This window comes from Microbulbifer mangrovi, from assembly GCF_002009015.1.
Taxonomy (GTDB): domain Bacteria; phylum Pseudomonadota; class Gammaproteobacteria; order Pseudomonadales; family Cellvibrionaceae; genus Microbulbifer; species Microbulbifer mangrovi.
On record NZ_LZDE01000310.1, the window covers coordinates 1 to 19,262 of the forward strand.

Genomic DNA, 19,262 nt, shown 5'->3' on the forward strand with positions numbered 1-19,262 from the left:
CAATGGGGTTCGCAAGTACTTTTTCGAAAAAGTTTAAAAAGCCTCCCGGGGGAGGATTTCCGACCGACAAAGACCCTGAGCCACAGGCGTAGCCCTCGGGTTTCTCTCGGGGGATCTTTTCAGAATAGTGTGACGGGAGAGGAATGCCAAAAATACTACGTGGAATTGTCGGCCAATCCACATTGGGGTCGGCCGACATAAAGCAAGGGGATACCGTAGCAGTTACTGCTTATCTGAAGGTTTGTTAGAAGACTCTTCAGTCTCGCGATCACGCCCCTCGTCGTTCACAACTTCTGCAGCACCCTCACCGGTTGCAACAGAAGCCATGCGATGCTCGCGCAGCATCTTCCACACCCAGGCCACCGGACCCGAAAAAGTGTAGATCACTGCAATCACCAGCAACACGCGAGGCGGATCGATAGTCACAAGGCTGAACACCAGAATGATCGCCAGCATCATCACAAATGGTACACGCCCCTTGAAGTCGAGCTTCTTGAAACTGCTGTAATGGAAATTCGACACCATCAGCAGCCCCGCTGCGGCGGTCACCAGGGCTGCAACAACAGCGAGACCGCCACCGACATCAGCATCGTGCCCCGCCCATACCATGCTGGCCACGATTGCCGCCGCGGTTGGACTGGCGAGCCCGATAAACACGCCTTTATCGACGGTATCGACCTGGGTATTGAAGCGGGCCAGCCGCAGCGCGGCACAGGCGGCATAGAGGAATGCAGCCGCCCATCCCAGCTTGCCAAGCGGCCCCAGTCCCCAGCTGAACACCACCAGTGCCGGCGCCAAGCCAAAGGACACCATATCGGAGAGAGAGTCGTACTGGACCCCGAATGCGCTCTGGGTATCGGTCAACCTCGCAACCCGTCCATCCAGGCCATCGAGAATCATGGCCGCAAAGATGGCGATGGCGGCAGCCTCAAAGTTGCCCCCCATACCCGCGATAATGGCGTAGAAGCCACTGAACAACGCGCCCGTGGTAATCAGGTTTGGCAGCAGGTAAACCCCTTTAGCCCGCACCTTTTTACCATTCGCGGAAACCTCTTCTTCCACATGTTCATCCACTGGTAAGCGGATTTCCTCTTCGGACCGCAGGCTCTCTGCCCGATCGTCCTGTTTCTCGCTCATACAAGCTTCCTTAAAAACCACGACTTGGTGACACAAAGTGGAGTGTACAGTGGCGAACCGGCAAAAAAAAAGCGGCGGGACCACCAAGTCCCGCCGCTTTGTGATCGAAAGCCGCTATTTAGCTGTTGCCTTCAGTCTTGTCGATGATCTTGTTCGCCTTGATCCAGGGCATCATGGAACGCAGCTTGGCACCAACCTCTTCGATCTGATGCTCGCCGCCAATACGACGCTCGGCTTTCAGGCGCGGCTGACCGGCCAGGGATTCCAGCATAAAGTCTTTGGCAAACTTACCAGTCTGGATATCTTTCAGGACACGCTTCATTTCCGCCTTGGTCTCTTCGGTAACGATGCGCGGACCGGTAACGTAGTCGCCGTACTCTGCTGTATTGGAGATAGAGTAGCGCATGTCCGCGATGCCGCCCTGATACATCAGGTCAACGATCAGCTTCAGCTCATGCAGACATTCGAAGTAGGCCATCTCCGGTGCGTAACCCGCTTCGGTCAGGGTTTCGAAGCCAGCCTGTACCAGTGCAGATACACCGCCACACAGAACCGCCTGCTCACCGAACAGATCGGTTTCGGTTTCTTCACGGAAGTTCGTTTCGATGATGCCTGAGCGGCCGCCACCGTTGGCAGAGGCATAGGACAGCGCCAGCTCTTTCGCGCTGCCAGAAGCGTTCTGATAGATCGCGATCAGGGTCGGAACACCGCCACCTTCCAGGTAGGTGGAGCGCACAGTGTGGCCCGGGCCTTTCGGGGCAATCATGATGACGTCGACATCTTTCGGCGGCTCGATCAGCTCGAAGTGAACGTTGAAGCCGTGAGCAAATGCCAGCGCGGCACCGGTCTTCAGGTTCGGCGCTACCTGCTCGCGGTACACCGCTGCCTGGTACTCGTCCGGAGTCAGGATCATAACAACGTCGGCATCTTTAACCGCGTCGGCAACTTCCGCTACACGCAGACCGGCTTTCTCGGCCTTCGCCCAGGAAGCAGAACCCTTGCGCAGACCGACAACAACATTGCCCACACCGGAGTCTTTCAGGTTGTTGGCGTGTGCGTGACCCTGGGAGCCGTAACCTATGATTGCAACAGTCTTGGACTTGATCAGAGAGAGATCACAATCTTTATCGTAATAAACTTGCATAACTTACTTCCTGCTTTTCGTACTTTAAAAGTCATTTACCCGCTGATTGCTCAGCATTGATTCATTCAGACAGCGCTCAAACACTGAGGATTTTTTCGCCACGGGCGATCCCCGAAACACCGGAGCGAACCACTTCCATGATGGTGTGCTCGCCCAGCGCCTGTAAGAAAGCGTCCAGTTTTTCACTGGTACCCGATACCTGTACCGTGTACATATTGCTGGTGACGTCGACGATCTGACCGCGGAAGATGTCCACACTGCGTTTGACTTCGTCCCGCTGTGCCCCGGTCGCGCGCACTTTCACCAGCAGCAGTTCACGCTCGATATGTGAACCCTCAGTCAGGTCCACCAGTTTTACCACATCGATCAGCTTGTTCAGATTCTTGGTAATCTGTTCGATCTTGTGGTCGTCCCCGATAGTAGTCAGCGTCAGCCGCGACAGGGTCGCATCTTCGGTAGGGGCCACAGTGAGGCTTTCGATGTTGTAACCTCGCTGGGAAAACAGGCCAACCACCCGCGACAGCGCACCGGGTTCGTTCTCCATCAGAACTGAAATGATTCTGCGCATTGTGTTTACCTCCCTTTACGTCCGTTCCGTTTTGCTGAGCCACATATCCCGCATGGAGCCGTTCGGCATCACTTGCATGGGATAAACGTGTTCAGTCGGATCGACGTAAACATCGATAAACACGGTGCGATCCTTGATCGCAAACGCCTCCGCGAGTTTGCCGTGCAGCTCATCGCGGTGCTCGATCTTCATACCCAGATGCCCGTAGGCTTCCGCCAGTTTGATGAAGTCCGGCAGGGACTCCTCATAAACACTGTTGGACAAGCGCCCTTCGTACTGCATTTCCTGCCACTGCTTCACCATGCCCAGGGCCTGGTTATTCAGACACAGGATTTTTACCGGCAGGTTGTACTGGGTAGCCGTGGACAGCTCCTGGATACACATCTGGATACTGCCTTCACCGGTTACACAAACGACTTCCGCGTCTGGATAAGCGGCTTTCACCCCCAGGGCAGCCGGCAGGCCGAAGCCCATGGTGCCGAGGCCGCCGGAGTTGATCCAGCGACGAGGCTTGTCGAAGCGGTAGTACTGGGCGGCGAACATCTGGTGCTGGCCGACATCCGAAGTCACGTAGGCATCGCCCCTTGTGATCTCGTGAACTGCGCTGATCACCTCTTGCGGCATGATCATGTCACCGTTGGTGCGATAACGCGGCGCGGTATAAAGACCGTGGCGCTCACGCCAGTCGTCGATCTGGCGCCACCAGTCGACGATCGCAGACTGGTCCGGCATGTCCGTGGACGCCTTTAGCATCTCGAGCATTTCATTCAGCACCGACTGCACCGTACCCACGATGGGCACATCCGCAGTAATGGTCTTGGAAATAGATGCTGGATCCACATCGATGTGGATAACTTTGGCGCCGGGGCAGAATTTATTCGGCGTATTGGTTACCCGGTCATCAAAGCGAGCACCCACCGCCAGAATCACATCCGCGTGGTGCATGGCGGTGTTGGCTTCGAAGGTTCCGTGCATGCCGAGCATGCCCAGAAAGCGCTTGTCGGTACCCGGATATGCGCCCAGCCCCATCAGGGTATTGGTCACCGGGTAGTTGAGGCGCTGGGCCAACTCAGTGAGTAATTCGGAACCGTCCCCCTGAACCACGCCACCACCGGCGTAGATTACCGGGCGCTTGGCGGATAACAGCAACGCCACTGCTTTGCGGATCTGGCCGGTATGTCCCTTACCTGCAGGCGTATAGGAGCGCATGCGCAGTTTTTCCGGGAACTTGTAAGGGTAGCGATCCACCGGATTGGTGACGTCTTTGGGGATATCAATCACTACCGGTCCGGGGCGGCCTGTGGAGGCGATATAAAACGCCTTCTTGACCACCTCGGGGATATCTTCCGCCTTCTTGACCAGGAAGCTGTGCTTCACGATCGGGCGCGAGCAGCCCACCATATCGGTTTCCTGGAAGGCGTCTTCACCGATCTTGTCGGAAGGCACCTGCCCGGAAATCACCACCATCGGGATTGAATCCATATAAGCGGTAGCAATACCGGTAATGGCATTGGTGGCGCCGGGGCCAGACGTAACCAGCACGACGCCCGTCTTGCCCGTCGCGCGGGCGTAACCATCCGCAGAGTGGGTTGCCCCCTGCTCGTGGCGCACCAGAAGATGCTTGATGCCCTTCTGACGGAAAATGGCATCGTATATATGAAGCGCCGAACCGCCGGGGTAACCGAAAATCAGGTCTACCCCTTCATCCTGCAGCGCGCGAACCAACATATCGCCGCCGGAGAGTAATTCCACTTGAGCCCCCTCAATATTTCGCTAAATTAGGATCCGCATCATCCAATAACCACAGAAAAACCGGACGGCGCGAAAGCCAGACGGCGATTCTAAAGGAAAAGCGTGATAAATATCAGCCTTAAACGCAGATTTAGCCCATTTTTTAGGATAGCTTAACGGTAACGCTAAATTGCGCGGTGCCCGACCGGTAGCGGAACCGGGTCGCGAACACCAAGGCCTCCAGATGGGGAGGGCCTGCTCGGCGGGAGGGGGTGAGTGCTTAACTCACCGGAAAGAGTGCGGTCCACGGGGTGGTGTGGTGACATCTGCTTCGCCGAGCGAAGGCCAAATTGTGCAGTTTGTGCCCGCAGTGTCAACCGATGAAGCGAGCCAATAGACCGAACGGCCACGTTCCCGGACACAAACTGTTAACTGGGTTGCGAGATCCCCTCACCTCCCCGGTACAATGCAGGCAACGGGGCGGGCATCTGACGGATTCCCGAGCAGACCGGCACAACAAAAATACTCATACACCGAGGCGGCTATCCATGCGCACTGTTATTGCAACCCTCTCCCTGTCTCTGGGCCTGCTGGCGGCGACGGCCCATGCTGACGGCATCTACAAGTGGGTGGATGAAGACGGCGTGGTGCACTTCACATCCCAGCCCCCCCAGAAAGAACAGGTAGAAGTGGTCAAGGCACCCCGCTCCGAGCGCTACAAGAAATGGCAGGACGAGCAGCAGGCCCTGGTCGCACAGCGCAAGGTGAGCACCGCCGGCAAGCCCGCTGAAGAGTCCTCTCCTGAGGCGCCGCAGCAGTCCACCCGGGACAATGCGAAGAAAGATGCCGAGAAAGCGGCAACCGAAAAGGCAGAGATGGCCGCCCGCGCCCAGCGCTGCCGCAGCGCACAGCAGCGCCTGCAGGAGCTGGAGAGCCACGCGCGCGTGCGCGAGGTCGATGCCAATGGCGGTTACCGGGTGCTACCCGAGGAAGAAAAACAACAGCGAATCCAGCAGACTCGTCAGATTCTGCAAAACAATTGCTGAGCCCCTCAGTTTCCGGCGGATATCTCACCATCCGCCGGGCGCTCTCGATCTGGTAAACCGTCACCCGCCCCTTCTCCGGCCTGTCTTTCCTCTTTTTGCCCGGCTCCGTAATCGCGCCCCAGATACATATACATCGCCGGCACCACAAACAGGGTGAACAGGGTGCCGATGGTCATCCCGGAAGCCACTACCAGCCCCATGGCAAAGCGCGCCCCGCCACCGGGACCGGCAGCAATCAACAATGGCACCATTGCCAGCACCAGCGAGGCAGTGGTCATCAGGATCGGGCGCAAACGGATGCTGGATGCCTCCTCGATTGCCTCGCGCTTGGTTCGCCCCTGCAGCTGTAGTTGATTGGCAAACTCCACAATCAGAATACCGTGCTTGGAAATGACCCCGATCAGGGTCACCAACCCGACCTGCGTGTAAATATTGAGTGTTGTCAGCCCCAGGCTGACGAAGATCATTGCCCCACACACGCTCATTGGCACCGTGACCAGCATGATCAGCGGGTCCCGCCAGGATTCAAACTGCGCAGCCAGTACCAGGTAAATCACGATCAGCGCAAAAAAGAACGTGACCAACAGATCCGAACCCTCGTTTTTAAACTGGCGGGACTGCCCGGAATAATCGGTGGAGTACTCCCGCGGCAACACCTCTGCAGCCGCGGACTCGAGAATTCCGAGTGCCTCTCCGAGGGGAACCCCGGGCCGGGGCACACCGGAAATGGTTACCGCATTCAATTGCTGGAAGCGTTTCAGTTGCTGCGGCTCGACACTCTCTTCGATTCTTACCAGTGTGGACAGCGGGACCAGGGTGTCATCGCCGGCGCGAATGTAATACTGCTGCAACTGCTCGCCGGTGAGGCGCTCGCTGCGCACCACCTGCGGAATCACCTTGTAACTGCGGTTCTCCAGGGAAAAACGGTTGGTGTAGGCACCTGACATCATCGCCCCCAGCTCCCGCGCCAGGTCGGCCATATTGACCCCGATGGAAGCCGCCTTGTCCCTATCAATGACGACCGAAAGCCTGGGTTTGTCGAGCCTGAGGTCCGCGTCGAGAAAGATGAACTTCTTACTCGACAGCGCGCGCCCCATGATGTCGTCGGCAAAGCTGGCAAGACTGGCGATGGGCTCGGTGGTACCGATCACAAACTCCACTGGCAAGGTGCCGCCAGCAGTGGGCAGGCTGGGGGGGACAAAGGTCGCAACTTTGAGCCCGGCAATCTGTGAAACTTCGCCGTTGATCAGCTCCTGCATTTCCTGGGTGTTTTTGTCGCGCTTGTTCCAGGAAGAAAGAACAAAACCGGCGATTGCACTGTTGGTACTGTTACCGGCACCGCCGACGCCATTGAGCAGAAACAGGTTTTCCACTTCCGGGTGCCGCTCTTTTACGGCGTTGATCTGGCTGGTGTATTGCTCCATATAATCCAGGGTGGCAAAGGAATCCCCGCGAGCAATCCCCAGCACAAAGCCACGGTCTTCTTTCGGCTCCAGCTCACTGGGTGAAGTGATAAACAGAAAGTAACAACTGCACAGCACGATCAGACCAAACACCAGGATCACTGCGCGACTATCCAGCGCCCCGTGCAACCGTCGCCGATACCCGGATTCCAGCCCATGAAGGCGGCGCTCCAGCCAGGCCTCAAGGCGATTGCTGCGCTCACCACTTTCCGGGCGCAGTACCCTGGCAGCCATCATCGGCGACAGGGTCAGTGCAACCACGCCCGACAGCAGCACTGCCCCGGCCAGGGAAAACGCAAACTCGATAAATAGGGTGCCCGTTAACCCGCCGAGAAAACCAATGGGTAAATACACCGCAATCAGGGTCGTGGTCATCGCCACAATGGGCCAGGCAAGTTCTCTGGCACCTTTGATCGCGGCCTCATGAGGCGAGAGCCCTTCCTCGATATGACGGTGCACGTTTTCCAGGACGATGATCGCATCGTCCACCACGATACCGATGGCCAGAACCATTGCCAGCAGGGTCAGCAGATTGATGGAAAAGCCCATCAGCAGCATCAAAAACAGCGCGCCGACCATGGACAGGGGCACCGCCACCGCGGGAATGATCACACTGCGCAGCGAGCCCAGAAACAGATAGATCACCAGAATCACAATCAAGACCGCCTCGACGATGGTCTTCACCACCTCGTTGATCGAATCCTGAATATATTCGGTGCTATCGTAGGGGATTTCCCCGAGCATGCCCTCCGGCAGCTGCGGAAAGATTTCGTTATTCAGTTTGTCGCGCACATCCGCGATCACGTCCAGTGCATTGGCATCCGGCGCCACCTCTACCGCGACAAAAGTGGCGGACCGACCATTGAAGGTCACCGAGGTATCGTAGGACTCGGATCCGAGCTCAACCTCTGCCACGTCTTCCAGCCTTACCAAGCGATCGCCATCCGCGCGCACCACGAGCTTGCTGAACTCCGCTTCAGAAGCGATATCCGTGTCCGCACGAATATCCATTGCCACCCGCGAACCCTTGGTGCTGCCGACCGCCGCCAACACATTGTTCTGGCGCAGTGCACTGCTGATATCCCCCGGGGTAACCCCCTGGGCAGCCATCTCTGCCGGTCTCAGCCAGATACGCATGGCGAAGGTTCGATTGCCCAATAGCGCCGCGCGCTGGACGCCAGCCACGGTGGATAGCTTCGGCTGCACAACCCGGGTGATGTAGTCGGTGATCTGGTTGTTGTTGAGAATTTCTGAAGAAAACGAAAGGTACATGGCGGCAATGGTTTCCCCCACCGCCAGATCCACAGTGGAGTCCTCAGACTCCTCCGGCAACTCATTGCGCAGCTTGTTTACCTTGGATACGACCTGGGTAAGCACTTCGTTGGGATCGTAATCCAGGCGCACGTAAGCCTGGATGACAGAAATACCCTGGATACTGGTAGATACGATGTAATCGAGGCCGTCGGCACTGGCAATTTCCTGCTCCAGGGGCGTAGTGATAAATCCCTGTACCAGATCCGCATCTGCACCCACATACACGGTGCTGACTGTAATCACCGCGTTCTCCAGTTCCGGATACTGGCGCACATTCAACTCGGAGGCGGAGCGCAGCCCGAGTAGGAAGATGAACAGACTCACCACACAGGCGAGAACCGGCTTGCGAATAAAGATATCGGTAAAATTCACATGGCATCCTTGCCTGCTTTGGGCGCCCCTTTGCAGCGACGGCTAGCTGTTGTCCGGTTTCGGGGATAACTGTTCTGGGGGCGGGTTTTCGTTGTTGATGATGACTCCACCCTCGTTGCGCAATTTCAGCAATCCACTGGTCGCAACCTGTTCACCGGCTTCCAGTCCCTGGGTAATTTCGATCAGGTCTCCCCGCTCTTCACCGGTTTTTACAAAGCGTTTTACCGCTATCCAATCAGGTGATTGCGAAGCTTCCTTGTCCGCCGAGCCATCAGGTTTCTTTTCAGGCTTGCGAACCACAAACACGGCATTGCCGTAGGGCGCGTAACTGATGGCCGTGCGCGGCACCACCAGCACGGTGCGAAATTTTTCCACTTCCACCGACACTTCCGCGAACATACCCGGACGCAATTTTCGCTCAGCGTTTTCCAGGGTCGCCTGAAGCAGGAAAGTCCGATTGCGTGGGTCAATGGCGGGATCTATTGCGGTAATGCGCCCGCGAAATTTTTCACCGGGTGCGGCCGCGGCATTGAGGGTAATGTGTTGCCCGAGTTGCACCCGGCTGAAGTCCTGTTCCGACAGGGAGAAATCGACATAGATGGGCTGCAGCTGCTGCAGGGAAACAACCGCGTCCCCGGGCGCTACGTTCTGCCCGAGGTCAATCTGGCGGATCCCCAGCTGTCCTGAGAATGGCGCGGTAATGGTGCGCTCCGCAATGGTCGCACGCTGCACCGCAAGGTTTGCGAGCACCTGGTCGCGAGTCGCCTTGGCCTGATCAAGTTCTCGCAGCGTGGCCACGCCTTTTTGGTAAAGTTCCGAAATCCGCTTGTGATCCCGATCTGCCAGCCGGCGTTCCGCTTCCAGCACCTCGATCTGGGCGGTCTCGGGATTGGCGGTCAGCTCCGCCAGCAGGGTGCCTTTCTGCACCTGCTGACCGGATTCAAAATAGATCGCTTTGACCTCGCCCTGCGCCTGGGTCGTAACATTTACCCCGTTGATGGCGCGCACACTGCCCACGGCACCGAGCGTTGTTTGCCAGCGTTGCTGCGCAACCGCGGCAGTACTGACAGTCGCTGGCGGCAATGACATGTTGTCCATAAACTGGTTCATCATGTATTTGCCGAACAGCTTGAAACCGAAAATGCCGCCGAATACCAGCAAGCATCCGAGCAACATCCACAACATGCGCCGGTTAAACAGCTGCTTTGCCAACGACATACATCAGGTCCATTGAATACTGCCCGTCCCTGGGCGTCCGTTAGTCAGGGTACTATTTGCTGAATACCGCCTTGTCTCCTTCCAGCTTTGCATGAATCGTATCCCCCGGGGCAAATTTCCCGGAGAGCACATCCTGGGCTAGCGGGTTTTCCAGCCACATCTGGATCGCACGCTTCAGGGGACGCGCACCGTAGACCGGGTCGAATCCCACATCTGCAAGCTTGTTGAGCAGCTCGTCGGAAACCTCCATTTTGAGATCCCGCTCCGCCAGTCGATTGCGCAGGTTCTGCAGCTGGATTTCCGCAATAGAACGCACCTCCGCGCGATCCAGGGGATGGAATACCACGACCTCGTCAATACGGTTGATAAACTCCGGACGGAAGTGAGTTCCCACTACCTCCATGACCGCAGCCTTCATCTGCCGATAGTGAATTTCGCTATCCACCTCGTCGTCATTTTTGGCGCTGGCGTATTTCTGAATCAGGTCAGACCCCAGATTAGACGTCATTACCACCACGGTGTTACGGAAATCGACGGTGCGACCCTGGCCATCGGTCAGGCGACCATCTTCCAGTACCTGCAGCAGAATGTTGAAGACATCCGGATGCGCTTTTTCCACCTCGTCCAGCAATAGCACAGAATAAGGCTTACGGCGCACAGCCTCAGTGAGATAGCCGCCCTCCTCATAGCCCACATAGCCGGGAGGTGCACCGATCAGACGCGCGACCGAGTGCTTCTCCATAAACTCCGACATATCCATACGCACCATGGCATCTTCGGTGTCGAACAGAAACTCTGCCAGTGCTTTACACAGTTCCGTCTTGCCCACACCGGTGGGGCCGAGAAACAGGAAGGAACCATTGGGACGGTTGGGATCCGCAAGACCGGCACGGGAACGACGCACGGCATTGGATACCGCCTCCACTGCCTCGTGCTGGCCGATAACACGATCGTGCAGCGCACCTTCCATTTTCAGCAGCTTCTCACGCTCGCCCTCGAGCATTTTGGACACGGGGATACCGGTCCAGCGGGAAACCACCTCGGCAACTTCCTCGTCGGTGACGCGGTTACGCAGCAATTGGTTGTCGCTGGTATCACTTGAATCAGATGCGAGCTTCAACTGTTGCTCCAGCTGCGGAATCACACCGTACTGAATTTCAGACATCCGCGTGAGATCACCGGCACGACGCGCGGCGTCCATATCCAGCTTTGCTTGTTCCAGCTTATTCTTGATGTCTGCGCTGCCCGCAAGCTTGGCTTTCTCTGCCTTCCAGATTTCCTCGAGATCGGCATACTCCTTCTCGATAGCGTGGATATCCTCTTCGAGCTTTTGCAGGCGTTTTTTTGCTGCCTCATCGTCCTTGTCTTTTTTCACCGCCTCGCGTTCGATCTTGAGCTGGATCAGACGACGCTCCAGCTTGTCCATCTCCTCCGGCTTGGAGTCGATCTCCATACGGATGCGGCTCGCCGCTTCGTCGATCAGGTCGATCGCCTTGTCCGGCAGCTGTCGATCGGTAATGTAGCGCTGGGACAGTTTGGTGGCGGCAATAATCGCGGAGTCGGTGATATCCACCCCGTGGTGCACTTCGTAGCGCTCTTTCAGCCCGCGCAGGATGGCGATGGTGTCTTCTTCACTGGGCTCATCCACCAGCACTTTCTGGAAGCGACGCTCTAGCGCTGCATCCTTTTCGATGTACTGGCGATACTCGTTGAGGGTGGTGGCACCGACACAGTGCAGTTCGCCGCGGGCCAGCGCCGGCTTCAGCATATTCCCGGCATCCATGGCCCCTTCCGCTTTACCCGCACCGACCATGGTGTGCAACTCGTCGATAAACAGGATGACGCGGCCTTCCTGCTTCGATAGCTCATTCAGGACCGCTTTCAGTCGCTCCTCGAATTCGCCGCGGAATTTGGCCCCGGCGAGCAGGGCACCGAGATCCAGTGACAGCAGACGCTTGTCTTTCAGGCCCTCCGGGACTTCACCGTTGACAATTCGCTGGGCGAGGCCTTCGACAATCGCCGTTTTACCCACACCGGGTTCACCGATAAGCACCGGGTTGTTTTTGGTGCGGCGCTGCAAGACCTGGATGGTGCGGCGAATTTCATCGTCGCGGCCGATCACCGGATCGAGTTTGCCGGCCTCCGCGCGCGCGGTCAGGTCCATGGTGTACTTGTCCAGCGCTTGCCGGGCTTCTTCTGCCTGCGGATCGTTGACCTTTTCATCCCCGCGCACCTTGGTGATGGCATCCTGTAGATGTTTGAGGTCACCATGCGCGTTCAATATCTTGGAAACTTCGCCGGCGGCAGAATCAAACGCCGCCAATAAAACCGTTTCGCTGGCAATAAAACTGTCGCCATTTTTCTGCGCTTTTTTATCTGCCAGGTTGAACAGGCGCATCAATTCCTGTGACATACCGACGTCACCGGTGGGAGAGCCCACCGTGGGCAGGCTATCGAGGCGTTTGGCGAGATCATTGCGCAGGCCGTTGATATTAAAACCGGCCTGATTAAGGAATGCAGTGACACTGCCATTGGATTGATCCAGCAGTGCCTGCAGCAGGTGTTCGGGATAAATCTGGTTGTGGTCGCGGCCAACGGCAATGGATTGTGCGTCAGCAATGGCGGCCTGCAACGGGTTGGTCATTCTGTCGATGCGCATTGTGCTTTTCCCTCTCCTGATCATTGACGCGCCGGACAAAGGACAAGGCGGCGCATGGAAACGCAATGACGAATACAGTCTAGTGCTGATCAGTAATTTGCGGGCTGGTGGCGGGTTTTCAAGCTCTGCGCAGCTTGGGAATGCTAATTTAAATGCGGTGAGCAGCGGAGCTATTGTAGGGGCCGGAAGAAGGCCGAGCCCCATCTCCGGTGATTGGCCGTCACAGGACTAGCTTCAGTGCGGAAATCTCACAACTCAAATATTTACTCAAGCCAAATCAAAGTCGCCATTCGACCGGTATCCCCATCCCGGCGATAGGAAAAGAATTCAGATTCTTCAGTAACGGTGCAGCGGTCGCCGCCAAATACCTGAGAGATTCCCAGTTCCGCCAGCTCTGCACGTCCCAGGGCGTAGATATCTGCCAGAAAATGCAGCGGCTTATCCGCATGGGGAACAAAGCTGTTGGAAATGGCCTCGGCGTGGGTTTCGCTCATGGCCGATTCAAAGGCCGCCTCGAGCACATCCACGCCGCATTCGAATGCCTGTGGACCAATGGCCGGGCCAAGCCAGACCATAAGGTCTTCGGGTGCACTCTTCAGTGCGCGGATGGTCTCGCGGATAACGCCGCCGGTCAGCCCCCTCCACCCCGCGTGAATTGCAGCCACCTCGGTGCCATCGCGGTTAGTCACCAGTAGCGGCAGACAGTCCGCGGTCAACACCGCACACACCACTCCCTGTTCGCGGGTATAGCTGGCATCGGCCGTGCGCACCTTGCCGTCGCCCTGCGCCTCCACCGCCTTGTCACTATGAATTTGCTCCAGCCACTGCGGGCTGCGAGGCAGATTCTGCTCCCGCTGCAACTGTGCACGGTTGGCGGCAACCGCCTCGGGATTATCGCCCACATGATCGGCCAGATTAAACGCGCTGTAAGGTCCCTCACTGTGGCCGTCTCGGCGCAGTGTGAAACAGGCCCGCACGTTGGCCGGAGCGGGCCAGTCGGGGTTCAGATAGTGATCAGCTGCCATGTTGATTCCTGGTAATTCCTGTGCGGCGCGCGTTAGTGATTATCCGCCCGCAGCATAGCGAGCAGTTGCAGCATATCCTCCGGCATGGGTGCCGACCAGTGCATGGGCTCCCCGGTCTGCGGATGGATCAGCGCCAGCTCCGCCGCGTGCAGTGCCTGACGGGGGAACTGCTGCAGGGCCGTAACCAGCTCCGGATCCGCACCGGTAGGCAGTTTGTTGCGCCCACCGTACAGGGGGTCGCCCACCAGCGGGTGGCGGATATGCGCCATGTGGACACGAATCTGGTGGGTGCGGCCGGTTTCAAGCTGACAGCGCACCAGGGTGTGGCCACGAAAACGCTCCTGTAGGCGGTAGTGAGTGATCGCTTCCTTACCGCTGCCGTCGCCGGTTTTACCGAGAACCGCCATCTTCAAACGGTGCTGTCGATGTCTACCCATGGGGGCATCGACAGTGCCGCCGCCACTGAGCACGCCCTGAACAATGGCATCGTACTGGCGGCTGACGGTGCGCGCCTTGAGCTGATCGACCAGATCGGCCTGGGCCTGCAGTGTTTTGGCGACAACCATCAAGCCGCTGGTGTCCTTGTCCAGGCGATGCACAATGCCGGCGCGGGGTATATTTCTTTGCCCCGCGCAGTGTGCCAGCAGCCCGTTCAGCAGGGTACCGTCCGGATTACCCGCCGCCGGATGTACCACCAGGCCTGCGGGCTTGTTGACCACCAGCAGGCTGTCGTCTTCATAGACGATATCCAGGTCCATCGGCTGCGGCTGCCACTCTCCCTGGGGCTCCAGTTCTGCGCGCAACTGCAGCGTTTCACCGCCATACAGCTTGTCCTTGGGCTTGCCAAAATGGCCGTCAATGGTGAGTTGGCCGCCTTTTATCCAGGCTTGAAGTCGCGCACGGGAATAGTCAGGGATCAAATCCGCTGCGATCTGGTCAAACCTCTGCCCGGCGTACTCCGCCGGCACTTCAATATCGATATGTATTTGATTGCTCATCCGAGTGGGTCTAATACTTTGGGCTGGCGGGGCGCTGTGGTTAAATAGCTGCCCTTCTGCCCCCGGTGAATTTTGGGCGGCTAGTTTAATAAGGTTGAGACAAATAATGATAGAGCGAGGGGCTATGCAGGCCTGGAAAACGCTGTGGCTGGCACTGCTGGCCGTTTTGGTGGCCTCGTGCGCCAGCACGGACGAAGAAGAAGAGGGGCTGCCCTCCGGTAACCGCACTGAGCAGGCTTTCTACGAAGCTGCCCAGCGGCAGCTGAAATCCAGCCAGTGGGAGCTGGCGATCAAGAACCTGCGGGCACTGGAAGACAACTTCCCTTTCGGTAACTACGCCGAACAGGCGCAACTTGAGCTGATCTACGCCTATTACCGCGACTACCAGAACGATGCCGCCATCTCTGCGGCAGATCGTTTTATCCGTCTGCATCCGCAGCATCGCAACGTGGATTATGCCTATTACATGAAGGGCCTGGCGTCATTTACCGAGGGCAGCGGCCTGTTTGAGCGCTTTTTACCCACCGATATGACCCGCCGGGATCCGGGATCCGCACGTGAGTCCTTCGCCTATTTTGCCCAGCTGATGGCGCGCTATCCTGACAGCCGCTACGCCCCGGATGCGCAGAAGCGCATGATTCACCTGCGCAACCTGCTGGCGCGCTACGAGATTCATGTGGCCAACTACTACTTCAAGCGCAACGCGTACCTGGCAGCTGCCAACCGCGGTCGCTATGTGGTGGAGAACTTCCAGCAGACCCCGGCGGTGCCCGATGCACTGGCGGTAATGGTACAGTCCTACCACCTGCTGGAAATGCCGCAGCTGGAGTCAACCTCGCTGGCGGTGTTGCAGACCAACTACCCGCACCACCCGGCATTCCGCGACGACGGCACCTTCAACTACAAATACTACGCTGGCGCCAGTGGCCGCAGCTTTATCCACCGCATCACCCTGGGCCTGTTCGAGAAATCGGATCCGCGCGGCTTCGACAGCCGCGAGCTGTACAACGCCGAATACCGCACCGAGGAAGCGCCGCTACCGCCCGAGCTCTGAGCACGGCTTCTGGCGCGAACAAAAAGGCCCCGCTGGCAACAGCGGGGCCTTTTTTTTAATAAGGTGAGGCAATTGGTAGCTCGCCCAACGGAGCGAGCACTTACTCTCCGGCCTTCCAGCCGTTGGTAATCGGATAACGTCGGTCACGCCCGAAACCGCGCTCCGAGATCCGCACCCCGACCGCCGCCTGACGACGCTTGTACTCGTTGCGATCCACCAGACGGACCACGCGCATGACGGTCGCCTCATCAAAACCGCGAGCGATGATATCCGCAGCACTATGATCCAGATCAATATAGAGCCGCAGGATCTCATCCAGCACCTCATAGGGAGGCAGGCTGTCCGAATCTACCTGGTCTGGTGCCAGCTCGGCGCTGGGCTCTCGGGTAATCACGGTTTCGGGGATTACTTCGGAAACCGTATTGCGGTAGCGAGACAATTCATACACCAGGATTTTGGGCACATCCTTGAGCGCATTGTAACCACCCACCATATCTCCATAGAGAGTGGCGTAACCCACTGCCATCTCGCTCTTGTTGCCGGTCGTCAGCACCATAAAGCCTTTTTTATTGGAGATGGCCATCAGCAGCATACCGCGAGCGCGGGCCTGCAGGTTCTCTTCAGTGGTATCGCGCTCGCTGCCGGCGAACTCACTCTCGAGCGCCTTCATCGCTGCATCGAAAATGCCTTCGATACCGATGACCCGGTAATTGATACCCAGGCGCTCCGCCTGGTCAGCCGCATCGTTTTTGGAAAGGTCCGAGGTATAGCGGAATGGCATCATCACCGCCTCTACCCGCTCGGGGCCCAGGGCATCTACCGCTACCGCGAGGGTCAACGCGGAGTCGATCCCCCCGGACAGGCCCAGTACCACGCCCTTGAAGCCATTCTTGTTTACATAGTCCCGCACCCCGAGTACCAGCGCCTGGTAAACGGAGGCCAGGCCATCCAACGGTTTGGCATCGCTGCCTTGAATCAGTGACACCTGATCCCCGTCTGCCTGCACGGTCACTGGAAGCAGGCTCTCGACAAATTCCGGCGCACGTCCGCACAGTTCGCCATTGCGGTCCACGGCAAAAGAGCCGCCGTCGAACACCAGCTCATCCTGGCCGCCTACCGAGTTCACATAGACGATAGGCATCTTGCCCGCCTGCGCCTGGCGCCCGAGCAGTGCCAGACGCTCCTGAGCCTTGCCGCGATGGAACGGGGATGCGTTGATATTCAGCATCAGCTTGGCGCCAGCGCGTTCGGCCTGTACCACGGGTTCGGGATGCCAGATATCCTCACAAATGGTAATGGCTGTTGGAATACCCTTGATATCCACCACGCAGGGCTGCTCACCGGGTACAAAGTAGCGCAGCTCGTCGAATACCTGATAATTCGGCAACTTCTGCTTGGCGTATTCCGCAACCAGCTCCCCATTCTGAATCAACCCGGCCATGTTCAGTACGGTACCCGCGATCACCCGCGGATAGCCGATCAGTACTGCACAGGGGAGTTGAGCCAGCTTGAGTTTGCTGAGGGCCGCGTCAATCCGCTTCTGCATGCTGGGACGCAGCAGCAGGTCTTCCGGCGGATACCCGCACAGAGTCAATTCCGGAAACAGCACCAGGTCGGCGCCATGCTCCCGGTGCGCTCTGCGCGCGACCTCGACCACCTGGTCGGTATTGCCGGGAATATCTCCCACCAGCAGATTGATTTGCGCCAGCACTAGCTGCAAAGTAGACATCTTTATACCCCATTAATCTGAGGCGGCTATTGTAGCCACGCCGACCGGGTGTACAACATCTGTGCCGGGCCATCTCCGGACGCTTTGCCACTCACCGCGGCACAGTGCGTAAAATGAGAATAAAAAGTGAGCAGTCAGACGGCCACCGATCCCGCAATATCGTCAGAATCCGCAAATGACACGAGTGCCCGCGCTGCCGGCGTCCAGCCGTTTCGCCTGCGTTTGCGGCAGCGGGAACTACTCAAGCTCTATGCATGGTACCGGGTCGTCATCGCCCTGATACTGCTGGGACTGTTTGCGTCTGGAATAAGCAGCAATAGTGTGGGCACCTTGCACCCTGCGCTCTACCTGAATACCGCGATTACCTATGCGGTCCTCAACATTGCCTGGCTGCTCTATCTTTATCCCAGCAGCTTTCAAACCACGCCACTGCGTATCGGCTCCCTTCTCGGCTGCGATATCCTCGCATTTCTGCTGCTAATTCAGGCCAGTGGTGGCCTGAACTCCGGAGTCGGCTACCTGATGCTGACCACCTGTGCGGTCGGCTCCCTGATTCTCGACCGCCGTATGGGTGCGTTTCTCGCTGCTGTAGCCAGTATCGCGGTAATTGCACAGCAGCTATTCGGCCTGCTTACCGGACAGGCAGACACCCAGGATATCGTCTCCGCCGGCAGTCTCGGCATTCTGATGTTTACTTGTGTCAGCGTCCTGCAATACCTCTCTGCACATATCCATTTAGCCAACCAGAAAGTGGAACAGGAACGCAGGCATACCGCGCACCTGCAGAGACTCACCCAGCAGATCGTCGCCCAGATGCGTACCGGGGTGCTGGTGGTCGACGGAGAAGATCGGCCGGCCCTGGTCAATCGCGCAGCGCAACAGTTGCTCGGTACCCAGCGTATCAATAACGGCAAACTGAGCATGGATTTTCGCCAGACACTGGATGAACTTCGCCGTGGTGAAACCCTTAGCCAAGTCATCCAGGGCGCCGGACACTCCGAATTGCGCGCGAGTATCACCACCCTGCCCCACGATGCGCGGGGCAGCTCGCTGATATTTCTTGAGGACAATCGCAAGCTCGCGCAGCAGGCACAACAGCTGAAACTTGCCTCACTGGGCCGCCTTACCGGCTCTATCGCCCACGAAGTGCGCAATCCACTGAGCGCAATCAGCCATGCAGCGGAACTGCTCGCGGAGTCTCCGTCGCTGAACGCAGAGGATCGCGAACTTACGGAAATCATCGGCCGTCACAGCCAGCGGGTGAACCAGATTGTCGAGAATGTCATGCAGCTATCCCGTCGACAGCCTCCAGCGACGCAACTGTTCGACCTGTGCCGATGGATGGGTGACTTCCTCAAGGATTACCGCATGGAAATGCCCCGGGAAACAGATATCCGTTGCAGTTTCCCGGTAATGCCAGTTTACGCCCGTTTCGACCCGAACCAGATGGCGCAGGTCGTCACCAATCTGTGCAACAACGCGGTGCGACACTCGCAGGCCGCCACCGGCGTGCCGACTGCGGAACTTATCATCAGTTACCTGCCCCAACGCCAGTGCGCGCGACTTGATGTGCTGGATGACGGGCACGGGGTTGCCGAAGAGAATACAGACAAGATATTCGAGCCTTTTTTCACCACCGAGTCCGCCGGGGCGGGGCTCGGTTTATATATCGCTCGCGAACTGTGTGAATCGAACAGAGCCAATCTCTATTACTGCCGCGGCCAAGACAGACGCAGCTGCTTCAGAGTAGAATTTGCCAACGCAGACCAGATTTTTTGATCCCATTAACACAATAAAATTTAAA

13 protein-coding genes are annotated in these 19,262 nt (G+C 57.7%); 3 read left to right on the forward strand and 10 right to left on the reverse strand.

What is annotated here, in order from left to right; translation table 11 throughout:
* Window positions 1–222: 222 nt before the first annotated feature.
* From pssA to B4U49_RS10160, 4 genes are all read right to left on the reverse strand, one after another.
* Window positions 223–1,137 carry a CDP-diacylglycerol--serine O-phosphatidyltransferase gene (gene pssA / locus B4U49_RS10145; RefSeq protein ID WP_078084479.1) on the reverse strand — a complete coding sequence of 305 codons (915 nt, stop codon included), beginning with the start codon at window positions 1,135–1,137 and terminating at the stop codon, window positions 223–225.
* Window positions 1,138–1,255: 118 nt separating this feature from the next.
* Complete coding sequence (gene ilvC / locus B4U49_RS10150) at window positions 1,256–2,281, reverse strand: ketol-acid reductoisomerase (RefSeq protein WP_078084480.1); 1,026 nt, start codon at window positions 2,279–2,281, stop codon at window positions 1,256–1,258.
* Window positions 2,282–2,357: 76 nt separating this feature from the next.
* On the reverse strand, window positions 2,358–2,849 hold the full coding sequence (ilvN, locus tag B4U49_RS10155; RefSeq protein WP_078084481.1) for an acetolactate synthase small subunit: 492 nt from the start codon (window positions 2,847–2,849) through the stop codon (window positions 2,358–2,360).
* A gap of 15 nt (window positions 2,850–2,864) precedes the next feature.
* Window positions 2,865–4,601, reverse strand: a complete 1,737-nt coding sequence (locus B4U49_RS10160; protein ID WP_078084482.1) for an acetolactate synthase 3 large subunit — start codon at window positions 4,599–4,601, stop codon at window positions 2,865–2,867.
* Between the two features lie 527 nt (window positions 4,602–5,128).
* Between B4U49_RS10160 and B4U49_RS10165 the strand changes: the two genes are divergently transcribed.
* Window positions 5,129–5,626 carry a DUF4124 domain-containing protein gene (locus tag B4U49_RS10165; RefSeq protein ID WP_078084483.1) on the forward strand — a complete coding sequence of 166 codons (498 nt, stop codon included), beginning with the start codon at window positions 5,129–5,131 and terminating at the stop codon, window positions 5,624–5,626.
* Between the two features lie 5 nt (window positions 5,627–5,631).
* On the opposite strand, the gene B4U49_RS10170 is transcribed toward B4U49_RS10165, so the two are convergent.
* The 5 genes from B4U49_RS10170 to rluD all read right to left on the reverse strand — a co-directional run bounded on the left by B4U49_RS10170 (window position 5,632) and on the right by rluD (window position 14,675).
* Window positions 5,632–8,775 carry an efflux RND transporter permease subunit gene (locus tag B4U49_RS10170; protein ID WP_078084484.1) on the reverse strand — a complete coding sequence of 1,048 codons (3,144 nt, stop codon included), beginning with the start codon at window positions 8,773–8,775 and terminating at the stop codon, window positions 5,632–5,634.
* 42 nt (window positions 8,776–8,817) lie between these two features.
* Complete coding sequence (locus tag B4U49_RS10175; RefSeq protein WP_078084485.1) at window positions 8,818–9,993, reverse strand: efflux RND transporter periplasmic adaptor subunit; 1,176 nt, start codon at window positions 9,991–9,993, stop codon at window positions 8,818–8,820.
* 52 nt (window positions 9,994–10,045) lie between these two features.
* The gene (gene clpB / locus B4U49_RS10180) at window positions 10,046–12,652 is read right to left on the reverse strand and encodes an ATP-dependent chaperone ClpB (RefSeq protein WP_078084486.1); all 2,607 of its coding nucleotides are present in this window, start codon (window positions 12,650–12,652) and stop codon (window positions 10,046–10,048) included.
* A gap of 263 nt (window positions 12,653–12,915) precedes the next feature.
* A complete protein-coding gene (gene pgeF, locus B4U49_RS10185) occupies window positions 12,916–13,677 on the reverse strand; it encodes a peptidoglycan editing factor PgeF (RefSeq protein WP_078084487.1) in 762 nt (253 codons plus the stop codon).
* Window positions 13,678–13,709: 32 nt separating this feature from the next.
* The gene (gene rluD, locus B4U49_RS10190) at window positions 13,710–14,675 is read right to left on the reverse strand and encodes a 23S rRNA pseudouridine(1911/1915/1917) synthase RluD (RefSeq protein ID WP_078084488.1); all 966 of its coding nucleotides are present in this window, start codon (window positions 14,673–14,675) and stop codon (window positions 13,710–13,712) included.
* Window positions 14,676–14,799: 124 nt separating this feature from the next.
* Between rluD and B4U49_RS10195 the strand changes: the two genes are divergently transcribed.
* Complete coding sequence (locus B4U49_RS10195) at window positions 14,800–15,729, forward strand: outer membrane protein assembly factor BamD (RefSeq protein WP_078084489.1); 930 nt, start codon at window positions 14,800–14,802, stop codon at window positions 15,727–15,729.
* A gap of 100 nt (window positions 15,730–15,829) precedes the next feature.
* Here B4U49_RS10195 and B4U49_RS10200 read toward each other — a convergent pair whose 3' ends face one another.
* On the reverse strand, window positions 15,830–17,458 hold the full coding sequence (locus tag B4U49_RS10200; RefSeq protein WP_078084490.1) for an NAD+ synthase: 1,629 nt from the start codon (window positions 17,456–17,458) through the stop codon (window positions 15,830–15,832).
* A 126-nt stretch (window positions 17,459–17,584) separates the two neighbouring features.
* On the opposite strand from B4U49_RS10200, the gene B4U49_RS10205 reads away from it, so the two are divergent.
* On the forward strand, window positions 17,585–19,237 hold the full coding sequence (locus B4U49_RS10205) for a sensor histidine kinase (protein WP_078084491.1): 1,653 nt from the start codon (window positions 17,585–17,587) through the stop codon (window positions 19,235–19,237).
* The last annotated feature ends 25 nt before the right edge of the window (window positions 19,238–19,262 follow it).